Raw genomic sequence first — 17,430 nt, 5'->3', positions numbered from 1 at the left:
GCTGCTTATTCGACGTGGGCAGACTTGAACCAGTTCTTCATCGAACACGCGGCAAACGGGCTCGTGCTGCAATCGCCATTGGCCAGTGCCGTACGCAATTTATCCGCATCAGCCTGCATCATGTAGCGGATGTCATCCTTGAAGTGACTGTTCTCCCCAAAGCCTCCCTGAGTCATCTCGCCCAAGGCTTCCTCTTTGCTCCAGCCCTGCACGACGACCCGGTACATGGCCGCCATCAGGCCGGTGCGGTCCGACCCATGCTTGCAATGCATCAACACCGGCCCCTTGGCTTCAGCCGCCTGGATGGCGCGCAGGACCTTGATCACTTGCGCATCGTCCACATGATTGGGGCGGTAAGGCAGCTGGATCTGCTCGATACCAGGTGTGACAAGCCAGTTTGAATCGGGCTCCGGCAGGAAGTTGATCACCGTCGCAATCCGCAGCTTTTCCAGCAACGCAACGGCGCCGGCGCCGGCGTCGGGCAGCGCGCTGCGGTAGAGCGTTGGGGACATCTGGAAGAGGTTGTATTGAACCTCGACCGGCTGAGCCCAATCCGCTGGTCGGGATGCAGGAGAATCGTCTGCGTGGACGGATGTCAAGTTGAACAAGGCGACCAGCGACAGGCACAGCGCTGGAGTGAGGCGTAAGGACATGCTCGGCGACCGTACAAAGACAAGGAAGGGTGACGACGCCAGATTGAGGCAGGTGGGGTCAAAAGACCGTGAGCCTTCTGTCAAAGGATCGTGAACAGCGCGGGAGCAGGGAAGCATAAGGCCTGCCCTGGTTTAAATCAGGCCCGCATCAACTTGATGCGGGCCTGATGTGAACATATTACGGGCTGACGATCGCGGAATAAGCAGCCGCCAGCGCCAACAACTTCTGCTTGTCGTCATTATCGATATCGCCGTCACCGTCGACATCGCTCTTCAGGGTCTTGATGGTGAAGGTACGGCCACCATCATCCGAGATCGCCGTCGCGTACACAGAGTCGACCAGCGCCTCCGAGACCTTTTCCGTGGCCGGGTCCCAGATGGATTCCTTGCGTGCAAGCTGCATGGCAACCTGGGCTTCGAGTGGGTTGACGCGAGTGGGCGCCAACAACTGTAGAAAGATACCGCGCTGATTCAAGAACGACATAATAAAAATCCTTTTAATGAGTGGAAAACACGACACTTCGTGCGAAGCGGATATTACTGATCAAGTTAATTAACTCGCTATTCGCTTTATGTTTCCCGGAATTGCAACTTGCAGTTGTACGCAACTAAGTGAGTTTCCAGAAAGTCAGATTTCTGCCGAGTCGCCCAACGGCACTGGTCGACGCGCATCGCCTTGGGTACTGTATACACATACAGCCTTGAGAAGCGACTGATGAACACGCCCTTGCCACCTCGCGGTCGCGGCACCGCCACCAATCCGCATAACCGTTTCGCACCGAACCGTTCGGTGGCACAGGACGATGGCTGGTACCAGGAAGTTCCGGTGACCCAAGGCACCGAAGTGCGTATCGAGACGGCAAAAACCATCATCACCCGCAACAACTCGCCCGACCTGCCCTTCGATCGCTCGATCAATCCCTATCGTGGCTGCGAACACGGCTGCATTTACTGCTACGCGCGCCCCAGCCACGCCTACTGGGACCTTTCGCCGGGGCTGGATTTCGAAACCCGGCTGATCGCCAAGACCAACGCCGCCGACGCGCTGGAACAGCAACTGAACAAACGCGGCTATCGATGCGCACCGATCAACCTGGGTTCCAATACCGATCCGTACCAGCCGATCGAGCGCGAACACCGGATCACCCGGCAAACCCTGGAAGTGCTGCTGCGTTATCGCCACCCGCTGACGATCATCACCAAGGGCTCGCTGATCCTGCGTGACCTCGACCTGCTGGCCGAACTCGCAGAACAAAGGCTGGTGGCCGTGATGATCAGCCTCACCACCCTGGACGATGAACTCAAACGTATCCTCGAACCCCGCGCCGCCGCACCCAAAGCCCGCCTGCGGGCGATTCGCGTCATGCGCGAGGCCGGAATTCCGGTGGGCGTGCTGTGTTCACCGATGATTCCGATGATCAACGATTGCGAGCTCGAAAGCCTGCTGACCGAAGCGCATGCCGCAGGGGCGCAAAGCGCGGCGTACATGATGCTGCGCCTGCCGCTGGAGGTGGCGCCGTTGTTCGAGGAATGGCTGGCGGCCCACTATCCGCAGCGAGCGACCCATGTCCTGAGCCTGATCCGCCAAAGCCGTGGCGGTGAGCTCTACGACAGCCGGTTTGGCAGCCGGATGCGCGGCGAAGGCCCGTTTGCCGACCTGCTGGCGCAACGCTTTGCCAAAACCATCAAGCGCCTGGGGCTCAACCGCCGCGAGGGCTTCAACCTGGATTGCGATGCCTTTTGTCCGCCGGGTCGCCAGATGACGCTTATTTGAGGACAATTGACCTATGGTTGATCTGTGCGAACCTGTGACGGATCAGGCCGGTCACGTTTTACGTGCCCTGTAACATACGGTCCAGAGCGCTTGATTCAGTTTGAGTTAAGTTTCGCCGGCTACCTTGTTCATCGAGTGACTGACGGGTCAAGATTTCACGCCCGGACGTTTTTTAAACAGCCACTGGCTTCACACCGGACAAAACGGGAAGATTCCCTGAATCCGCCAATGAGGAAGACTTCATGAGTGACAAGGATAAACAGCCGTTGGCTGCGTCGGCTTCAGCCCCACAAGAGGCGGAAACCGCCGATGCAGCGCTGCAACATATCGTTGACGGTTTTTTGCATTTTCATCACGAGGTTTTTCCACAGCAGGAAGAACTGTTCAAGAAACTCGCCACCGCGCAAAAGCCACGGGCGATGTTCATCACCTGCGCCGACTCGCGCATCGTTCCCGAGCTGATCACCCATAGCTCGCCGGGCGATCTGTTCGTCACCCGTAACGTCGGCAACGTTGTTCCGCCTTACGGGCAAATGAATGGCGGCGTTTCCACCGCCATCGAATACGCGGTGCTGGCGCTGGGCGTGCAACACATCATCATCTGCGGCCACTCCGATTGCGGTGCCATGCGCGCGGTGCTCAACCCCGGCAGCCTGGAAAAGATGCCCACGGTCAAAGCCTGGCTGCAGCATGCCGAGGTCGCCAAGACCATGGTCCATGACAACTGCAACTGCGCCAACGAAAGCGAGACGATGCACGTCCTCACCGAGGAAAATGTCATCGCTCAACTGCAACACTTGCGTACCCACCCCTCGGTAGCCTCGCGCATGGCGAACGGTCAGCTGTTCATCCATGGCTGGGTCTACGACATCGAAACCAGCAAGATCAAGGCTTACGACGCGGACCAGAGCAGTTTCCTGCCGCTCGACGGCAGCGGACCGATTCCGGTGGCGACGCCCAAAGCGCGCTTCTAACCCCTCCTAAAAATCTGTGTGGCTTGACGCCGGCCGCTGTTTCAGCGGTCCGGCCCCGTCACGCCTGAAGAAAACTTCGGGAGAACCACCATGCGTGCTGCGCAACTCAAAGCTGTTCTGCCACGGGAGCTGTTGGCGTCCGTGGTTGTGTTCCTTGTCGCCCTGCCTTTGTGCATGGGCATCGCCATCGCCTCGGGGCTGCCGCCGGCCAAGGGCCTGATCACCGGCATCATCGGCGGGCTGATCGTGGGTTGGCTCGCCGGCTCGCCCCTGCAAGTGAGTGGTCCGGCTGCGGGCCTGGCGGTTCTGGTGTTCGAACTGGTCCGCCAGCACGGTATCGCCATGCTCGGACCCATCCTGTTGCTGGCGGGGTTTCTGCAACTGGTTGCCGGACGCCTGAAGCTGGGCTGCTGGTTCCGGGTCACGGCGCCCGCCGTGGTGTACGGCATGCTCGCCGGGATTGGCGTATTGATCGTGCTATCACAGGTGCATGTGATGATCGACGCGGCGCCGAAGGCTTCCGGGCTGGATAACCTGGCGGCGTTCCCCGGTGCGGTGATGCAGGCACTGCCGTCCCTGGGCTGGCAGGCCGGGCTGCTGGGCCTGGGCACGATCGCGGTGATGTGGCTGTGGGAGAAATTTCGCCCGAACGCTCTGCGCTTCGTTCCCGGCGCCCTGCTGGGTGTGGGGTTGGCCACTGCTGCCAGCCTGTTACTCGCCCTGCAGGTCAAGCGAGTGGAAGTGCCCGCGAACCTGGCGGAGGCCATCGACTGGCTGAAACCGGCGGATTTGCTCAACCTCGCCGACCCGACCCTGCTGATCGCGGCCCTCGCCGTTGCTTTCATCGCCAGCGCCGAGACCCTGCTGTCAGCGGCTGCGGTGGACCGCATGCACAGCGGCCAGCGCTCGGACTTCGACCGGGAACTCTCCGCGCAGGGGATCGGCAATATGCTCTGCGGCCTGCTCGGCGCGCTGCCGATGACCGGGGTGATCGTACGCAGTTCGGCCAACGTCCAGGCCGGCGCGACCACGCGCTTTTCGACGATCTTCCACGGTTTGTGGCTGCTGGCGTTCGTGTTGCTGCTGTCGAGCCTGCTGCAAAGCATTCCGGTAGCGAGCCTGGCGGGCGTGCTGGTGTACACCGGCTTCAAACTGGTGGACCTCAAGGTTTTCCGTGGCCTGGGCCGTTATGGCCGGATGCCGATGTTCACCTACGCCGCCACCGCACTGGCGATCATCTTCACCGACTTGTTGACCGGTGTGCTGATCGGTTTTGGCCTGACCCTGGTGAAACTGGCGCTGAAGGCTTCGCGGTTGAAGATCAGCCTGATCGACCTGCCCGGTGAAGGTGAAATGGAACTGCGCCTGATCGGCGCGGCGACCTTCCTCAAGGTGCCCGCGCTGACGCAGGTACTGGGGAGCATTCCGGCGGGCTCGACCGTGCATGTGCCGCTCAATAACCTGAGCTACATTGATCACGCGTGCCTGGAACTGCTTGAGGAATGGGGGCGAGCCAACGCGGCCAAGGGGTCGAGGTTGTTGATCGAGTCGCGAGGGTTGAAGCGCAGGCTTGAAGGACGGTTGAGAACCAACACCGGCATCGGTTCCGCCGCCTAGAAAGCACTGTGGGAGCGAGTCTGCTTGCGAAGGCGGACAGTCATTCAACATTGATGTTGGCCGACACACCGCCTTCGCGAGCAGGCTCGCTCCCACAGGTTCGTGGAGGGCATTACGCCACAGTTTGATCCAGCTCCAGCCCCACGCCCAGGCGACGGGACATGCACGGCCAGCGCTTCCAGGCAGCCCCCGTGTCCGGGCTGCTGAGTTTTTCACGGTAGGCTTCCACCGACTCCAGCGCGAAGCTGTCGTCGTCGAGCATGCTGTCCACCGCGTGATGCACCACTTCGTCCAGCTGGTTGGCGAAGGCCTCACCGATCAATTGATGGGCAATAAGGTTGGCGACAGTCATGTCCAGGGGGATCAGTGGCTGGCCAAAATGCTTGATGTACAGGTCGTTGACCTCCTCGACAAACCGGTGCGCCAGGTAGGCTTCGTCCAGCAGGCTGTCCAGGCCGACGTGCCCCGCCATGATCTGCGGCGGCTGGAGGAAGTACTGTTCGGCGATTTTCAGCACCGGCTTGATCTGGGACTCGATACCCGCTTCCCTGGCGACTTCATTGGCCGCATCCAGCAGATCGGGGACCTCGTCGATGTAGGCGGCAACAAAACGCGTCAAAACGCCGTGGGCGTCGGCCTCCGGCAGTTGGATCGTGGGGTGCAGTTTCGGCAATTTGCTTTCCAGCTGACGGGTCAGCAGGCCGGTTGCAGCTTCGTGTTGTTGGGCTTTTTGGATCTGCTCGCGTAATGCGGCGGTGTTCATGAAAACTCCAGGAAACAAAGGCAATGAAATAGGAAGACATAACTTAGCTGGCTCACGAAAACGCTTAAGACGCATTTGTCATAATTGTTTAACCGTTGAGACGGCAAAGTTATAACCATTTGCCACCACTCGTCCGCATCCTTCTCCATTCGGGACCTTGAACGCAAGTCCTGGCTGTTTCAGATGATTTACGCCCTCACATTGCGAGGTGTCAGTCGCTGTCTATACTCGGGTTTGAATGGAGTTAGCTGATGACGCCCGACTGCCCACGCAGCAAGGCCCGGCGATTCAAGTTCGTAGTCTGATGCAGCCGCTCCCTTGCCGCAGGTGAAAGCCGGCGGGATAACAAGAACGATAAGGGGAACCCGCAATGATGCGACATCCACATGTCTGGATGGGCCTCCTGTTGTGGTCGATTTTCAGCCCGGCACACGCTGCCTGGACTGTGAATATGGCGCCGGGAGCGACTGAAATCAGTCACGCTGTGTTCGACCTGCACATGACCATCTTCTGGATCTGTGTAGTGATCGGCGTCATCGTCTTCGGCGCCATGTTCTGGTCGATGATCCTCCACCGTCGCTCGACCGGGCAGGTGGCCGCAAAATTCCATGAAAGCACCACCGTCGAAATCCTCTGGACCATCGTGCCTTTCCTGATTCTGGTGGCGATGGCCATTCCCGCGACGGCCACCCTGATCAAGATGTACGACGCCAGCGAGCCGGACATTGATATCCAGGTCACCGGTTATCAGTGGAAATGGCACTACAAATACCTGGGCCAGGACGTCGAGTTCTTCAGCAACCTGGCCACGCCCGCCGATCAGATCCACAACAAGCAAACCAAGGGCGAGCATTACCTGCTGGAAGTCGACAAGCCGCTGGTGTTGCCGATTGGCGCCAAGGTGCGCTTCCTCGTGACGTCCGCCGACGTCATCCACTCCTGGTGGGTGCCCGCCTTCGCCGTCAAGCGCGATGCCATCCCGGGCTTCGTCAACGAAGCCTGGACCCGCATCGACAAGCCGGGCATCTACCGTGGGCAGTGCGCCGAACTGTGCGGCAAGGACCATGGCTTCATGCCGATCGTGGTCGAGGTCAAGGAAAAGGCCGATTACGAAAAATGGCTGGGCGAGCGCAAGGCCGAAGCGGCGCAACTCAAGGAGCTGACCAGCAAGGAATGGACACTCGACGAGCTCAAGGAACGTGGCGACAAGGTTTACCACAGCACCTGCGTGGCTTGTCACCAGGCGGAAGGCCAGGGCCTGCCGCCCATGTTCCCGGCACTCAAGGGTTCGAAAATCGCTACCGGGCCGAAAGATGCGCACCTGAGCATCGTCTACCACGGCAAGCCTGGCACCGCGATGGCGGCGTTCGGCAAGCAGTTGTCGGAAGTCGATATCGCGGCGGTCGTGACCTACGAACGTAACGCCTGGGGCAACAACAAGGGCGACATGGTCACTCCCAAGGAAGTGCTGGAGCTGAAACAGGCGGAAAGCAAATGACCCGGTCCATTGCGCACGTTAGCAACCGGTCGGGGCAACACGCCCCGGCCTGCCCAGCCCCACTCTCGGCCTTTGCAGGAGACAAGCCATGAGCGCCGTCATCGATGACCATGGTCATGCCGACCACGCCCACGGCCCCGCCAAAGGCCTGATGCGCTGGGTACTGACCACCAACCACAAGGACATCGGCACCCTGTACCTGTGGTTCGCCTTTTCCATGTTCCTGCTCGGCGGATCGTTCGCCATGGTGATCCGCGCCGAACTGTTCCAGCCGGGGCTGCAGATCGTCCAGCCGGAATTCTTCAACCAGATGACCACCATGCACGGCCTGGTGATGGTCTTCGGTGCGGTGATGCCGGCCTTTGTGGGCCTCGCCAACTGGATGGTGCCGCTGATGATCGGCGCGCCGGACATGGCCCTGCCACGGATGAACAACTTCAGTTTCTGGCTGTTGCCGGCGGCGTTCCTGCTGTTGGTCTCGACGCTGTTCATGCCCGGTGGCGGGCCGAACTTCGGCTGGACGTTCTACGCCCCGCTGTCGACGACCTACGCTCCGGAAAGCGTGACGTTCTTCATCTTCGCCATCCACCTGATGGGCATCAGCTCGATCATGGGCGCGATCAACGTGATCGCTACCATCCTCAACCTGCGCGCCCCCGGCATGACCCTGATGAAAATGCCGCTGTTCGTCTGGACCTGGCTGATCACCGCGTTCCTGCTGATCGCGGTGATGCCGGTACTGGCCGGGTGCGTGACGATGATGCTGATGGACATCCACTTCGGCACCAGCTTCTTCAGTGCCGCCGGTGGCGGTGATCCGGTGCTGTTCCAGCATGTGTTCTGGTTCTTCGGGCATCCCGAGGTGTACATCATGATCCTGCCGGCCTTCGGCGCCGTCAGCTCGATCATCCCAACCTTCTCGCGCAAGCCGCTGTTCGGCTACACCTCGATGGTCTATGCGACGGCGAGCATCGCGTTCCTGTCGTTCATCGTCTGGGCGCACCACATGTTCGTGGTCGGCATTCCGCTGGTGGGCGAACTGTTCTTCATGTATGCCACGTTGCTGATCGCCGTGCCGACCGGCGTGAAGGTGTTCAACTGGGCCAGCACCATGTGGCAGGGCTCGCTGACCTTTGAGACGCCGATGCTGTTCGCGGTGGCGTTCGTGATCCTGTTCTCCATCGGCGGCTTCTCCGGGCTGATGCTGGCGATCGCACCCGCCGACTTCCAGTACCAGGACACCTACTTCGTGGTCGCGCACTTCCACTATGTGCTGGTGCCGGGGGCGATCTTCGGGATCTTCGCTTCCGCCTATTACTGGCTTCCGAAGTGGACCGGTCACATGTACGACGAAACCCTCGGCAAGCTGCACTTCTGGCTCTCGTTCATCGGCATGAACATGGCGTTCTTCCCGATGCACTTCGTGGGCCTCGCCGGCATGCCGCGGCGGATTCCGGACTACAACCTGCAATTCGCCGATTTCAACATGGTGTCATCGATCGGCGCGTTCCTGTTCGGCACGACTCAGCTGTTCTTCCTGTTCATCGTGATCAAGACCATTCGCGGCGGCCCGCCAGCACCGGCCAAACCCTGGGATGGAGCCGAAGGCCTGGAATGGAACATCCCGTCACCGGCGCCGTATCACACCTTCACCACGCCGCCGGAAGTGAAATGAGCACCGAATTCCCTGTAGGAGCGAGCATGCTCGCTCCTACAGAGGTTGGTGTAGAGAGGAGATGTCATGGCTGACTCGATCTCGATGAAAAAACTGGTCACGCGACTGTTGCTGGTGGTGGTGGCGATGTTTGTCTTCGGGTTTGCCCTGGTGCCGATCTACGACGTGATGTGCAGGGTCTTCGGCATCAACGGCAAGACCGCCGGGCAGTATGAGGGGGAGCAGATCGTCGACGCCTCACGGCAGGTGCGCGTGCAGTTTCTGTCGACCAACTCCGCAGACATGCCCTGGGATTTCTTTCCCACCAAGGATGAGCTGACGACCAACCCCGGGGCGGTGAACGAGATGGTGTTTATCGCGCACAACCCCACCGACCGCCCGATGAGCGCCCAGGCCGTGCCAAGCATCGCCCCCAGCGCCGCGGCGGCGTACTTCCACAAGACCGAATGTTTCTGCTTTACCCAGCAAGTGCTGCAGCCCGGTCAACGGATCGAGATGCCGGTACGTTTCATCGTTGACCGTGACATGCCCAAGGATGTGAAGCACCTGACGCTGTCCTACACGCTGTTCGATATCACCGCCCGACATCCACCGGTGGCCGTAAATACTGGCGGTTGAGCGTGCCCGATAAGGAGAACAATAAATGGCAACTCATGAGCACTATTACGTACCGGCCCAGAGCAAATGGCCGATCATTGCCACGGTGGGCATGTTCGTCACCGTGTATGGGCTGGCGACCTGGTTCAACGACCTGAAAGCTGCGCGACCGGAATCCCATGGCCCACTGGTGTTTTTCGTGGGCAGCCTGTTGCTGGCCTACATGCTGTTCGGCTGGTTCGGTACGGTGATCAAGGAAGGTCGTGCCGGGCTGTACAGCGCGCAGATGGATCGCTCGTTCCGCTGGGGCATGAGCTGGTTCATTTTCTCCGAAGTGATGTTCTTCATCGCGTTCTTCGGCGCGCTGTTCTACGTACGCCATGTGTCCGGCCCCGCCCTGGGCGGTGAAGGCACCAAGGGCCTTGCCCATATGCTGTGGCCCGGCTTCGAGTTCACCTGGCCACTGTTGAACAACCCGGATTCCAAACTCTTCCCGCCGCCCAAGGACGTCATCAGCCCCTGGGGCCTGCCGCTGCTCAACACGGTGCTGCTGGTCAGCTCCAGCGTCACCGTGACCATCGCCCACCACGCCTTGAAAAAAGGCCATCGCGGCGCACTGAAACTGTGGCTGGCGATCACCGTGCTGCTGGGCTGTGCGTTCCTTGGCTTCCAGGCGGAAGAATACCTGCACGCCTACCACGAACTGGGCCTGACCCTGGGCTCGGGCATCTACGGGGCGACCTTCTTCATGCTCACCGGTTTCCACGGCGCCCACGTGACGATCGGCACGCTCATCCTGTTCGTGATGCTGATGCGGATCATGCGCGGGCATTTCGACAACGACCATCAGTTCGGTTTCGAGGCCGCCAGTTGGTACTGGCACTTCGTGGACGTGGTGTGGATCGGCTTGTTCGTTTTCGTCTACGTGCTGTGAACCGCCTCACCAGGACACGTGCGACACCAGCTGGCCGCTGAAAAAACCCCAGGCGATCAAGCCGACGGTGATGGCGGCCAGGGCCACACGAACACTCAAGGCGATGACGAGGCGGTTCGAGCTGCTGTCGTCCTTGACCAGAAAAAACAGGCCGCTGAACAGGCTGACAACCGTGGCAATCAGCATCAGGACGATAGCTGCCTTGAGCATGGGGAATCTCCGGGGGGAAGGCGATGCAGTTGAGTATAGCTATCGCGACCAGCGAACTTCTGGCGGCGCCATGAAACGCTTCCGGCCGGGTGTCGTGCCGACATTGGTGGTTGCACTCTTGCTGCCGCTGCTGGTGTCGCTGGGTTTCTGGCAACTGGGCCGGGGCGCGGAAAAAACGGCGCTGCTCAACACTTACGCTGAGCGGCGGGCCGCCGAGCCGATGTCCAGCACCGAGCTGCAGCACACTCAAGACCCGGCCTTTCGCCGCGTGCGCCTGCATGGCCAGTTCGATGCCGCGCACAGCCTGCTGCTGGATAACCGCCAGCGCGATGGCAAGGTCGGCGTGGAGTTGCTGCAACCGTTTCAGGATCAGACCACCGGACTGTGGTTGTTGGTCAATCGCGGCTGGCTGCCCTGGCCCGACCGGCGCACGCCGCCACAATTCACCACGCCGTCCCAGGTGCTGAGTCTCGATGCCTGGGTCTACGTTCCGCCCGGCGCGACCTTTCAGTTACAGGCCGATCCGAGCGCCACAACCTGGCCCGAACTGGTGACCGTCGTCGACCCGGCGAAGCTGTGGACCACGCTGGATCGTGAAGGCTTCGCCTACGAATTACGCAAAGAAAGCGGCCCTGCCTCGTACCGGGCCGATTGGCCGGTAGTCGCCCTGGGCCCGGAAAAGCACATCGCTTACGCCGTGCAATGGTTCGCCATGGCGATCGCCCTGCTCGGCCTCTTCATTTACCTCGGCTGGCACAACGCAAAGGAGAAACACCATGGGAGCGGCCATGAATCCACCCAGCATGTCTGAGGCGAAAACCCCGGTAAACCGGCGCAAGGGGCGCGTGCAGTTGCTGCTGATCCTGCTTGGGGTGATCGGCCCGATGATCCTTGCCACCGGCATGTACAAATTGCAGTTCTGGGTGCCCGAGGGTCGCAGCTACCACGGCGAATTGATTGGCAACGGCCAGACGCGTGCCGACCTCGGCGTACAGGCGCAGGAGGACCGCTGGCAGATCCTGGTGACGGCACCGAAGGCGTGCTCCGTGGACTGCCAGCAACTGGTGTACCTGGCGCGGCAGGTGCAGATCGGTCTCGGTCGCGATGCTTCGCGTGCCAGCCATGCATTGGCCGCCGCGCAACCGTTGGCCAGCGACTACGACGCCAAGCTCACCCGCGAATACCCGCAACTGCAACGCTACCCCATGGACCTGACCACCTTCAGCAAGACCACCGGTGACCAGGCCGTGCCGCAGCTGTGGATCATCGACCCCCACGGCAATCTGGTGCTGCGCTACGACCCGGCGGTGAAGGGCAAGGACCTGCTCAATGACCTGCGGCACCTGCTGAAACTGTCGAACATCGGATAAAGGGCATCGTCATGGCCAAACCTGGATTTCGCCTCGCGCTGTTTGCCACCCTGCTGGCGTTGATCGTCGTGCTGCTCGGCGCTTACACCCGGCTGACGCACGCCGGTCTCGGCTGCCCGGACTGGCCCGGCTGCTACGGCTTCATCAGCGTGCCGAAAAGCGAGGCTCAGCTGGCCCATGCCGAGCTGCATTTTCCCGACTCGCCCGTCGAAGCGCACAAGGGCTGGAACGAGATGATCCACCGCTACTTCGCCGGCACGCTGGGCTTGCTGATCTCGGTACTGGCCGGGCGAGCCTGGGTGCATCGACGTCACCCGGGACAACCGGTGAAGCTGCCGCTGTTTCTGCTGGCGGTGGTCATCGCCCAGGCGGCCTTCGGGATGTGGACAGTGACACTCAAGCTGTGGCCGCAAGTGGTCACCGGGCATTTGCTCGGAGGATTCGCGACATTGAGCCTGTTGCTCCTGCTGACCTTGCGCCTGTCCGGTGTGCTGCCGGCGCTGACCGTGCCCCGGCGCCTGCAGTATTGGGCGACCGCCGGGTTATTGCTGGTGATCCTGCAAATCGCCCTCGGGGGTTGGGTCAGTTCCAACTATGCCGCCGTGGCGTGCATCGACTTCCCGACCTGCCACGGTCAATGGCTGCCGCCGGCGGACTTCGCCAATGGCTTTCACCTGACCCAGCACATCGGCCCCAATTACCTCGGCGGGCAACTGGACAGCGAGGCCCGCACGGCGATTCACCTGACTCACCGCATCGGCGCCTTGCTGGTCACCCTGGTATTGCTGGGCCTGGCGTGGCAATTGAAAGCCGTCGGCATGACGCGACTGGCCGCGCTGGTACTGATCGCGCTGGGCGCACAAATCACCCTCGGCATCAGTAACGTGCTGTTTCACCTGCCGTTGCCGGTGGCCGTCGCCCACAACGCCGGCGGCGCAGCGTTGTTGCTGACCCTGGTGCTGGTCAACTATCACGCACGAACCAGCCTGGTTCGGGTCAAGCAGCCGTCGCTCGGGCGCTGGCGGTTCAGCCCGCGCAAACAGTCGGTCGGGCCCATCACAATAAAAGGAGAGATGCCATGGCGACTCTGACCGGTACACGGCACAGCCAGGCGATCTGGCGTGATTATCTGGAGCTGACCAAGCCTAAAGTGGTGGTGCTGATGCTCATCACATCGCTGGTCGGCATGTTTCTCGCGACCCGCGCCGGGGTGCCATGGACGGTGCTGGTGTTCGGCAACCTGGGGATCGCGCTGTGCGCCGGCGGGGCGGCGGCGGTCAACCATGTGGTGGACCGGCGGATCGACGCGGTGATGGCCCGCACCCACAAACGCCCCCTGGCCGAAGGCCGGGTTTCACCGACCGCGGCGCTGACCTTCGCACTGGTGCTGGCGCTGCTGGGCCAGGCGCTGCTACTGGCCTTTACCAACCCGCTCACCGCCTGGCTGACCCTCGCCTCCCTGCTCGGCTACGCCGTGATCTACACCGGCTTTCTCAAGCGCGCGACACCGCAGAACATCGTCATCGGCGGCCTGGCCGGTGCCGCCCCGCCGCTGCTGGGGTGGACCGCCGCCACTGGCCACGTTAGTGCCGAGCCGCTGCTGCTGGTGCTGATCATCTTCGCCTGGACCCCGCCACATTTCTGGGCGCTGGCCATTCACCGCAAGGAAGAATACGCCAAGGCCGACATCCCGATGCTGCCGGTCACCCACGGCGAGCACTACACCAAGATTCATATCCTGCTCTACACCTTCGCGTTGCTGGCGGTCAGCCTGATGCCCTACGTGATCCACATGAGCGGTCTGCTTTACCTGATTTGTGCGCTGGGCCTGGGCGCGAGGTTTCTGCAATGGGCCGTCGTGCTGTACCGTGGCACTCGACCGCACGCGGCGATCAATACCTTCAAGTACTCTATCTACTACTTGTTCCTGCTGTTCATCGCGTTGCTCGTGGACCACTACCTACTGTTGAACCTATGACTCGAACTCAGAAAACCGTCTTCATCCTCGTCGCCCTGATCGCGCTGGTGCTGGGCCTGACCATCAACAAAGTGCTGTCCGGCAAGGGCCAGGGTGACCCCACCGCATTGATCGACGCCGGGATCATTCTGTTGCCGCAGAGCCGTACGCTGCCAAACGTGACGATGACCGACCAGGACGGTCAACCGGTGGCGGTCAACGAGCTCGAAGGCAAGTGGTCGCTGCTGTTCCTGGGTTACACCTTCTGCCCGGACATCTGCCCGACCACCCTCGCCCAATTGCGCCAGATCAAGAGCGAACTGCCGAAAGAGGCTGTGGATAACCTGCAGATCATCCTGGTGAGCGTCGATCCGAACCGCGACACGCCCAAGCAACTCAAACAGTACCTGGGCTACTTCGACCCACAGTTCCGGGGCCTGACCCCGGCCTCGGTGGACGACATTCAGAAACTGGCCAATGCCGTGAGCATCCCGTTCATTCCGGCCGACACCAGCAAGCCCAACTACACGGTGGATCACAGCGGCAATCTGGCGGTGATCGGACCGGATGGCAAACAACGCGGGTTCATCCGCGCACCGTTGAACAACGTGAAGCTAGTGGCGCAGTTGCCGGTGATGCTCAAGCGCGATTAAGAAAACCGTTGCCTTTGTAGGAGCGAGCATGCTCCGGGCGGCGTTCCGACGATGGTGGTCAAGATAAGGCGGGCAGCCTGAATGCCCGCGTCGTCTGGGCTTCCATCGCGAGCATGCTCGCTCCTACAGGGGGGGGTGTTTCAGGCATGAAAAAGGGGCGCATTCGATGCGCCCCTTTTTCAATACGGCTTCAGATCAGAACGCCGGCACTACCGCGCCTTTGTACTTCTCGATGATGAACGCCTTCACTTCCGGGCTGTGCAGGGCGGCGACCAGTTTCTTCATGTCTTCGCTGTCCTTGTCGTCCGGACGGGCCACCAGGATGTTGACGTAAGGCGAGTCGCTGCCTTCGATGACCAGCGCGTCTTTCGACGGATCGAGCTTGGCTTCCAGCGCGTAGTTGGTGTTGATCAGCGCGAGGTCGACCTGGGTCAGCACGCGAGGGATGGTCGCGGCTTCCAGTTCGCGGAATTTCAGGTCTCGGGTGTTCTCGGTGATGTCCTTGACCGTCGAGAGGATGTTGTTCGAATCCTTCAGCTTGATCAGGCCCGCCTTGGCCAGCAGCAACAGTGCACGGCCGCCGTTGGTGGCGTCGTTCGGAATCACCACGTTGGCGCCGCCCGGCAGCTCCTCCAGCTTCTTGTACTTGCTGGAGTAGGCGCCCAAGGGTTCCAGGTGCACGCCGGCGACCGACACCAGGTCCGTGCCCTTGGCCTTGTTGAACTCATCAAGGTACGGCTGGTGCTGGAAGAAGTTGGCGTCCAGGCGCTTCTCGGCCACTTGCACGTTCGGCTGAATGTAGTCGGTGAAGACCTTGACCTTCAGGTCCACACCTTCCTTGGCCAGCACTGGCTTCACGAATTCGAGGATTTCTGCGTGCGGCACCGGAGTGGCCGCCACGGTCAGGGTGTCGGCGTGGGCGGAAAAGGCTGCAACGGCAGCGAACGCGACGAGTAATTTTTTCATTCAGCTCATTCCTTTTCAGTACCCGCTCACTTGCGGGAAAAATGCACGACCAGCTTGTCACCAACCGTTTGCAACACTTGAACCAGTACCAGCAGCAACACCACGGTGACCACCATCACGTCGGTCTGGAAACGCTGGTAACCGAAACGGATCGCCAGGTCGCCGAGCCCACCTGCGCCCACCACACCGGCCATGGCCGTGTAGGACACCAGCGTAATCGCTGTCACCGTAATCGCAGCGAAGATGCCCGGACGGGCTTCCGGCAGCAGCGCATTGGTGATGATCTGGCGGGTCGTCGCGCCCATGGACTGGGTCGCTTCGATGATGCCGCGATCCACTTCGCGCAGGGCAGTTTCCACCAGCCGCGCAAAAAACGGGGTGGCACCCACCACCAACGGTGGAATCGCCCCGGCCACGCCCAGCGAGGTGCCGGTGACCAGCACGGTGAACGGAATCATCACGATCAGCAGAATGATGAAAGGCAGCGAACGCAGGATGTTCACCATCAACGACAGCATCGCGTAGATGCCCTTGGCCTCGAGCAATTGGCGCGGGCTGCAGAGGAACAGCAACACGCCCAACGGCAGCCCCAGGAGCACGGTGAACAGCAGCGAACCGCCGAGCATCAGCAGGGTATCGCCAGTGGCCAGCCAGATTTCGAACCAGTCGATGTTAACGAAGAAACTTGTCAGGGCTTCCATCAGCGCAGCACCTCCATGTGGACGTCAGCGGCGGTGAAACGGGCAAACGCCGCCTCCATGTCGCCACCGGTGACCGCCAGGGTCAATTGCCCGTAGGGGATGTCTTTGATGCGGTCGATACGACCGGCCAGGATGCTGTAGTCCACGCCTGTTTCGCGGGCGACTGTGCCCAGCAACGGCGCGTAGGTGGCGTCGCCCTGGAAGGTCAGGCGCACGATGCGGCCCGGCACATGAGCGAAATCATCGCGTTGCTCGCTTTCGTCGATCTGTTCGCTTTCCTGGACGAAGCGCTTGGTGGTCGGGTGCTTGGGATGCAGGAACACCTCGGCCACGGAGCCTTGCTCGACGATCACACCCGCATCCATCACCGCCACCTGATCGCAGACCCGACGGATCACATCCATCTCGTGGGTAATCAGGACGATGGTCAGCTTCAGCTCACGGTTGATCTCGGCCAGCAACTGCAGGACCGACGCCGTGGTTTGCGGGTCCAGGGCGCTGGTCGCCTCATCGCACAGCAGAATTTTCGGCTTGGTCGCCAGAGCGCGGGCAATGCCGACGCGCTGCTTCTGGCCGCCGGACAACTGCGCCGGGTACTTTTTCGCATGGTCGGACAACCCCACCCGCGCCAGCAATTCGGCGACACGCTGATCGATCTCGCCACGCGACAGCTCGCCAGCCAGGGTCAACGGCAGCGCGACGTTATCGGCCACGGTCTTGGAGGCCAGCAGGTTGAAGTGCTGGAAAATCATCCCGACCTGTTGGCGAAAGCGGCGCAAGCCATTGGCGTCGAGCGCCGTGACTTCCTCGCCGTCGACGATGATCTTGCCGCCGGAGGACTCCTCCAGGCGATTGATCAGACGCAGCAGGGTACTTTTTCCCGCACCGGAATGACCGATCAGGCCGAAGACCTGACCGTTCTCAATCGTCAGACTGGTCGGGTGCAGGGCGGGGATATCCTTACCGGCGACGCGGTAGGTTTTATGGACGTTTTGAAACTCGATCACGTAGCGAACCTTGTGGGGCGCGTTGGAAAAAGATCAGCGTTTAGCCGGGCGCGCATTTTAGCCTGTCCGTATAGAGGTTAT

General features: G+C 61.1%; 19 protein-coding genes. 12 read left to right on the top strand and 7 right to left on the bottom strand.

What is annotated here, in order from left to right:
* Window positions 1-5: 5 nt before the first annotated feature.
* Both QIW53_RS12360 and QIW53_RS12355 read right to left on the bottom strand, forming a co-directional pair.
* Window positions 6-653 (bottom strand): dual specificity protein phosphatase family protein, encoded by a 648-nt coding sequence (locus QIW53_RS12360; protein WP_371049893.1) that lies wholly within the window; start codon window positions 651-653, stop codon window positions 6-8.
* Window positions 654-831: 178 nt separating this feature from the next.
* Window positions 832-1,137, bottom strand: coding sequence for a hypothetical protein (locus QIW53_RS12355; protein ID WP_371049892.1), 306 nt, complete (start codon window positions 1,135-1,137; stop codon window positions 832-834).
* 231 nt (window positions 1,138-1,368) lie between these two features.
* On the opposite strand from QIW53_RS12355, the gene QIW53_RS12350 reads away from it, so the two are divergent.
* From QIW53_RS12350 to QIW53_RS12340, 3 genes are all read left to right on the top strand, one after another.
* Entirely contained in the window at window positions 1,369-2,427 is a 1,059-nt protein-coding gene (locus QIW53_RS12350) for a PA0069 family radical SAM protein (RefSeq protein ID WP_371049891.1), read from the top strand.
* 242 nt (window positions 2,428-2,669) lie between these two features.
* On the top strand, window positions 2,670-3,401 hold the full coding sequence (locus tag QIW53_RS12345) for a carbonic anhydrase (protein ID WP_371049890.1): 732 nt from the start codon (window positions 2,670-2,672) through the stop codon (window positions 3,399-3,401).
* Between the two features lie 90 nt (window positions 3,402-3,491).
* Entirely contained in the window at window positions 3,492-5,018 is a 1,527-nt protein-coding gene (locus QIW53_RS12340) for a SulP family inorganic anion transporter (RefSeq protein WP_371049889.1), read from the top strand.
* Window positions 5,019-5,130: 112 nt separating this feature from the next.
* Here QIW53_RS12340 and QIW53_RS12335 read toward each other — a convergent pair whose 3' ends face one another.
* Window positions 5,131-5,781: a hypothetical protein gene (locus QIW53_RS12335; RefSeq protein ID WP_371049888.1), complete on the bottom strand. Its 651-nt coding sequence runs from the start codon at window positions 5,779-5,781 to the stop codon at window positions 5,131-5,133.
* Window positions 5,782-6,151: 370 nt separating this feature from the next.
* Between QIW53_RS12335 and coxB the strand changes: the two genes are divergently transcribed.
* The 4 genes from coxB (at window position 6,152) to QIW53_RS12315 (ending at window position 10,485) form a co-directional block, all read left to right on the top strand.
* Window positions 6,152-7,279, top strand: coding sequence for a cytochrome c oxidase subunit II (gene coxB, locus QIW53_RS12330; RefSeq protein ID WP_371049887.1), 1,128 nt, complete (start codon window positions 6,152-6,154; stop codon window positions 7,277-7,279).
* Between the two features lie 88 nt (window positions 7,280-7,367).
* Window positions 7,368-8,954: a cytochrome c oxidase subunit I gene (ctaD, locus tag QIW53_RS12325; RefSeq protein WP_192307325.1), complete on the top strand. Its 1,587-nt coding sequence runs from the start codon at window positions 7,368-7,370 to the stop codon at window positions 8,952-8,954.
* Window positions 8,955-9,020: 66 nt separating this feature from the next.
* The gene (locus QIW53_RS12320; RefSeq protein WP_371049886.1) at window positions 9,021-9,572 is read left to right on the top strand and encodes a cytochrome c oxidase assembly protein; all 552 of its coding nucleotides are present in this window, start codon (window positions 9,021-9,023) and stop codon (window positions 9,570-9,572) included.
* A 25-nt stretch (window positions 9,573-9,597) separates the two neighbouring features.
* Window positions 9,598-10,485 (top strand): cytochrome c oxidase subunit 3, encoded by an 888-nt coding sequence (locus QIW53_RS12315; protein ID WP_371049885.1) that lies wholly within the window; start codon window positions 9,598-9,600, stop codon window positions 10,483-10,485.
* 6 nt (window positions 10,486-10,491) lie between these two features.
* Here QIW53_RS12315 and QIW53_RS12310 read toward each other — a convergent pair whose 3' ends face one another.
* On the bottom strand, window positions 10,492-10,695 hold the full coding sequence (locus QIW53_RS12310) for a twin transmembrane helix small protein (RefSeq protein ID WP_150765453.1): 204 nt from the start codon (window positions 10,693-10,695) through the stop codon (window positions 10,492-10,494).
* A gap of 70 nt (window positions 10,696-10,765) precedes the next feature.
* Between QIW53_RS12310 and QIW53_RS12305 the strand changes: the two genes are divergently transcribed.
* The 5 genes from QIW53_RS12305 to QIW53_RS12285 are packed head-to-tail and all read left to right on the top strand — an operon-like array spanning window position 10,766 to window position 14,675.
* Window positions 10,766-11,506: an SURF1 family protein gene (locus tag QIW53_RS12305; RefSeq protein ID WP_371049884.1), complete on the top strand. Its 741-nt coding sequence runs from the start codon at window positions 10,766-10,768 to the stop codon at window positions 11,504-11,506.
* Window positions 11,472-12,065: a hypothetical protein gene (locus QIW53_RS12300; RefSeq protein ID WP_371049883.1), complete on the top strand. Its 594-nt coding sequence runs from the start codon at window positions 11,472-11,474 to the stop codon at window positions 12,063-12,065. The genes QIW53_RS12305 and QIW53_RS12300 overlap by 35 nt, the downstream gene beginning before the upstream one ends.
* Before the next feature lie 11 nt (window positions 12,066-12,076).
* On the top strand, window positions 12,077-13,156 hold the full coding sequence (locus tag QIW53_RS12295; RefSeq protein WP_371049882.1) for a COX15/CtaA family protein: 1,080 nt from the start codon (window positions 12,077-12,079) through the stop codon (window positions 13,154-13,156).
* Window positions 13,144-14,043, top strand: coding sequence for a heme o synthase (cyoE, locus tag QIW53_RS12290; RefSeq protein WP_371049881.1), 900 nt, complete (start codon window positions 13,144-13,146; stop codon window positions 14,041-14,043). The genes QIW53_RS12295 and cyoE overlap by 13 nt, the downstream gene beginning before the upstream one ends.
* Window positions 14,040-14,675 carry an SCO family protein gene (locus tag QIW53_RS12285; RefSeq protein WP_371049880.1) on the top strand — a complete coding sequence of 212 codons (636 nt, stop codon included), beginning with the start codon at window positions 14,040-14,042 and terminating at the stop codon, window positions 14,673-14,675. Before cyoE ends, QIW53_RS12285 begins: the two co-directional genes overlap by 4 nt.
* A gap of 195 nt (window positions 14,676-14,870) precedes the next feature.
* Here the strand turns inward: QIW53_RS12285 and QIW53_RS12280 are convergent, their stop codons facing one another.
* Genes QIW53_RS12280 through QIW53_RS12270 form a run of 3 tightly spaced genes read right to left on the bottom strand, consistent with a single transcriptional unit; the run spans window position 14,871 to window position 17,349 of the window.
* A complete protein-coding gene (locus QIW53_RS12280) occupies window positions 14,871-15,641 on the bottom strand; it encodes a MetQ/NlpA family ABC transporter substrate-binding protein (protein ID WP_192307317.1) in 771 nt (256 codons plus the stop codon).
* Between the two features lie 26 nt (window positions 15,642-15,667).
* Complete coding sequence (locus QIW53_RS12275; RefSeq protein WP_371049879.1) at window positions 15,668-16,342, bottom strand: methionine ABC transporter permease; 675 nt, start codon at window positions 16,340-16,342, stop codon at window positions 15,668-15,670.
* Window positions 16,342-17,349, bottom strand: a complete 1,008-nt coding sequence (locus QIW53_RS12270) for a methionine ABC transporter ATP-binding protein (RefSeq protein WP_371049878.1) — start codon at window positions 17,347-17,349, stop codon at window positions 16,342-16,344. Before QIW53_RS12270 ends, QIW53_RS12275 begins: the two co-directional genes overlap by 1 nt.
* Between the last annotated feature and the right edge of the window lie 81 nt (window positions 17,350-17,430).

The sequence above is a fragment of the Pseudomonas fluorescens genome (assembly GCF_041354075.1).
Taxonomy (GTDB): domain Bacteria; phylum Pseudomonadota; class Gammaproteobacteria; order Pseudomonadales; family Pseudomonadaceae; genus Aquipseudomonas; species Aquipseudomonas fluorescens_CE.
The sequence above is the reverse complement of the archived record's forward strand: the minus strand, read 5'-3'. Positions and strand labels throughout refer to the sequence as shown.